The organism is Streptomyces sp. NPDC059828, assembly GCF_042731955.1.
Classification (GTDB): Bacteria; Actinomycetota; Actinomycetes; order Streptomycetales; family Streptomycetaceae; genus Streptomyces.
In genome coordinates this window covers 1-3518 of record NZ_JBHWIW010000100.1, presented here as the reverse complement: position 1 = coordinate 3518, position 3518 = coordinate 1, and the positions used below count along the sequence as shown (strand labels likewise).

Below are 3518 nucleotides of genomic sequence, written 5' to 3'. Positions count from 1 at the left end.
CCCACCCTGGCTATGGGGGTGCGGGTGGTTTAGACCACCACCCCCGCCCGCGGGCGCCCCCCTCCACCCCCCCCGGGCGTGTGCAGGGGGTCGCCCCTTTCGTCGCCGGCGCGCCCTCACACCGGCCCATGGCCGCTCAGCCGGTGGCCGTCACCCCCCGGCCCGCGGCACGACGCCCGCTGAAGGTGGGCCAGTGCGCCAGCGCCGCCGTCGCGCCGTACCAGGCCGCGAGGCCCGCGATCGCGCCGACCCAGCCGCCGGCCTTGGCCAGTCCGTCGTTGTCCGCGAACGCGGCGATGCCGAGCAGCAGCATCGACACGCACAGCAGGCCGTACACGCCCTGGCCGAATATCCCGCTGCCGGACGAGCCCACGGTGAGCGTGAGCGCCAGCAGCGCGAACAGCAGCAGGAAGAGTCCCGCGGCCTCCGCAGAGGCCCCCGAGCCGACACCAGTGCCCCAGGTGAACCAGAGGGCGCCGAGGCCCGCGAAGGCCGTGCCCGTACCGCCGTTGCCCGCACGGAACTCGAGCAACCCGACGAGGAACAGTGCGACCCCGCCCACCCAGGTCGCGAGTGATGCGGCGTCGGACGCCGCGACATTGTCGATCACACCGGTGTTCCCAAGGCCGAAGGCCAGCAGGGTCAGTCCCAGTGCGAGGTGGCCGAGAGTGGTTGACGTTGCGCTTCCCGCGGAGACTTCGTTGTCCACGGCGGGCTCCCTTCATGCGCGCGATGGTGCTGCTTCCCAGCCACGGATATCTACCCTTCACAAGCGCACAATCCACCTGTACGGACGAGTAGATTTGACGGTCGTCAAAAAGCCATCCACCCGACTCCATCTGGGAACACGGCAGCGGCGCCGGACCCCCGGGGGCCGGCCGGGTGACTAAGGGATGACGATGACGGGTCGCTGCGCGCGCTTCGCGAGACGCCCGGCGACGGAGCCGAAAATGCGCCCCACGATCCCGTGGGTGGAGCCGACGACGATCGCGTCCGCCGAATACTCCCGGCCGACCTCCTCGAGCTCGTGACAGATGTCCCCGCCACGCTCCACGAGGATCCACGGGACTTCGGAGAGGTAGTCGGCACAGGCGAGCTCGAGCCCGAGCACCTCGGTGCGGTGGTCCGGTACGTCCACGAAGACCGGGGGCTCACAGCCCGCCCAGACCGTCGTGGGCAGGCGGTTGGCGACATGCACGATGATCAGCCCGGAACCGGAGCGCCGCGCCATGCCGATGGCGTAGGCGAGCGCGCGCTCACTGGAGGTCGATCCGTCGAAGCCCACGACGACTCCGTGCCGGAAGGCCGGATCGCAGGACTGGCGCGGCTCTTCCGCCGCTTGCAGGTCCGACAGGGGGTCGGCGACCTGCTTGCGGTCTGCGGGTTCGGAGAATTCGTGACCGGCCATCGGTGTCTCGGCGTTTAAGTCCTCATGGGAGGGCGACGGTGGGCGGCGGAGCTGTGTCCGGGAATCATCTTCCCAACCCCATACCCCCAAGGGTACGGCGACACTCCTCCCCTGCCCAGAGCCGTCGGCGCCACTCGCGGCGTTGCAGGGAGCATGCACGAGCACGCTCCGTATGGCAATGGCAGCTGCCTGATACAGACAGGCTCCACGGGCTTCGGCGCGAAAGGCGCCCCGACATCCGGAAGAAGATGTTCCGTCGGGGGCCCGGCCAGCGGCGGGCCCCGTGCCCGGCAACAGGAAACCGCGGGGCCGCATGACGGTCGTCACATCTGTACGCACCGAACTCATGGACGGGAGTGAACCCACCGGGCGACTTGACGGATTCGCAAGCCGACGCCCGAACGTTTTCAGCCAACTTCACGGCTGGTCCTGACCCTTGCCCAAGAGGCCCGCCAACCCGCTTGTCACCAGGCGAAAAAGGCTCGAGACGGCCGCTCGCACCCTACGGGGACGGGCCATGCCCGCCACGCGTACTTCCCTGTACGGCCCACGAGTGCAACGCTTCGTGATCGAATGCTTCGCGCCAAGTGCCCTTGTCGACAATGTGCCGGATTCCGAACTTGTCACGGCGGCACCACAGGACGCAGTAGATTCGATCATGAGTATCGAAGACTGGGGACTCGTGCAAAACCGAGGGGAAACGTGCAGGAGCGACACGCCCGACACGAACGGGGAGACGCGAACACCGAGGGGGGCTTAGCGTCATGACTCAGGACTCCGCCGCGCCGGAGGCCGCACGGAAGCTTTCCGGGCGCCGCCGCCGGGAAGTCGTCGCGGTGCTGCTGTTCAGCGGCGGTCCCATCTTCGAGAGTTCGATCCCGCTCTCGGTGTTCGGAATCGACCGCCAGGATGCCGGAGTTCCCCGCTACCGGCTGCTCGTATGCGCCGGCGAGGAGGGCCCCCTGCGGACCACAGGGGGACTCGAACTCACCGCGCCGTACGGACTTGAGGCCATAGGCCGGGCGGGCACCGTCGTCGTGCCCGCCTGGCGATCCATCACCTCTCCACCGCCTCCCGAGGCGCTGGAGGCACTGCGCCGCGCCCATGAGGAGGGCGCGCGGATCGTGGGGCTGTGCACGGGGGCGTTCGTCCTCGCCGCCGCCGGGTTGCTGGACGGCCGTCCCGCCACCACCCACTGGATGTACGCACCGACGCTGGCCAAGCGCTACCCGTCGGTGCACGTCGATCCGCGTGAGCTCTTCGTGGACGACGGCGATGTGCTGACCTCGGCGGGGACCGCGGCCGGAATTGATCTCTGTCTGCATATCGTCCGTACCGACCACGGGGCCGAGGCGGCCGGTGCGCTGGCGCGCCGGCTGGTCGTGCCACCGCGGCGCACCGGCGGCCAGGAGCGCTACCTCGACAGGTCTTTACCAGAGGAGATCGGCTCCGACCCGCTCGCCGAGGTCGTGGCCTGGGCGCTGGAGCACCTCCACGAGCAGTTCGACGTGGAGACGCTCGCCGCGCGTGCGTACATGAGCAGGCGGACCTTCGACCGCAGGTTCCGCTCGCTCACCGGGAGCGCTCCGCTGCAATGGCTGATCACCCAGCGGGTGCTCCAGGCCCAGCGGCTGCTGGAGACCTCCGACTACTCGGTGGACGAGGTCGCGGGTCGCTGCGGCTTCCGCTCCCCGGTGGCGCTGCGCGGCCACTTCCGGCGCCAGCTGGGCTCCTCGCCCGCGGCATACCGGGCCGCCTACCGGGCGCGGCGCCCGCAGTCCGACCCCGGGCTGCCCGCGGCCGCAGCTGAGCACATGGTCCCGCCGCAGGCCCAGGGCGGGGCGGCCCAGCCGAGGCGTCCCGCCCCGGCGACGGCCTCCTCGCTCGCCCCGGAGCACGGCAAGCCGACCTCGGACGCCTACGCCTCCGGGCGCCCGGCACTCCCGGGCCAGCGGACCGCACCCTGAAGGTGCCCTACGAACGGGCCGGGGGGGCGGGGTGGCGCTCGCGCCCGACCCCGCCCGCAGGCCGGGCGACACCCTGGGCCCCCCGGTGATGGGGGGGTGTCGGGGAAAAAGATGTAGCAAACAAAAAAGCAAAGGGTGTGGAT

Annotated in this window: 3 protein-coding genes; 1 reads left to right on the top strand and 2 read right to left on the bottom strand. The window is 70.4% G+C overall.

All coding sequences use genetic code 11. The annotated features are described in order from the left end of the window. Positions 1 to 136: 136 nt before the first annotated feature. Together ACFV6V_RS31015 and ACFV6V_RS31010 are read right to left on the bottom strand one after the other, a co-directional pair. Complete coding sequence (locus ACFV6V_RS31015; RefSeq protein ID WP_385571172.1) at positions 137 to 709, bottom strand: GPR1/FUN34/YaaH family transporter; 573 nt, start codon at positions 707 to 709, stop codon at positions 137 to 139. 177 nt (positions 710 to 886) lie between these two features. Further along, complete coding sequence (locus ACFV6V_RS31010; protein ID WP_385571171.1) at positions 887 to 1408, bottom strand: universal stress protein; 522 nt, start codon at positions 1406 to 1408, stop codon at positions 887 to 889. Positions 1409 to 2172: 764 nt separating this feature from the next. Here ACFV6V_RS31010 and ACFV6V_RS31005 point away from each other — a divergent pair. After that, the gene (locus tag ACFV6V_RS31005; RefSeq protein ID WP_385571170.1) at positions 2173 to 3375 is read left to right on the top strand and encodes a helix-turn-helix domain-containing protein; all 1203 of its coding nucleotides are present in this window, start codon (positions 2173 to 2175) and stop codon (positions 3373 to 3375) included. Positions 3376 to 3518 lie beyond the last annotated feature (143 nt).

Coding starts and splice junctions, on each gene's coding strand:
- ACFV6V_RS31010 (WP_385571171.1), bottom strand. CDS start 1,408: ATGGCCGGTCACGAATTCTCCGAACCCGCAGACCGCAAGCAGGTCGCC.
- ACFV6V_RS31005 (WP_385571170.1), top strand. CDS start 2,173: ATGACTCAGGACTCCGCCGCGCCGGAGGCCGCACGGAAGCTTTCCGGG.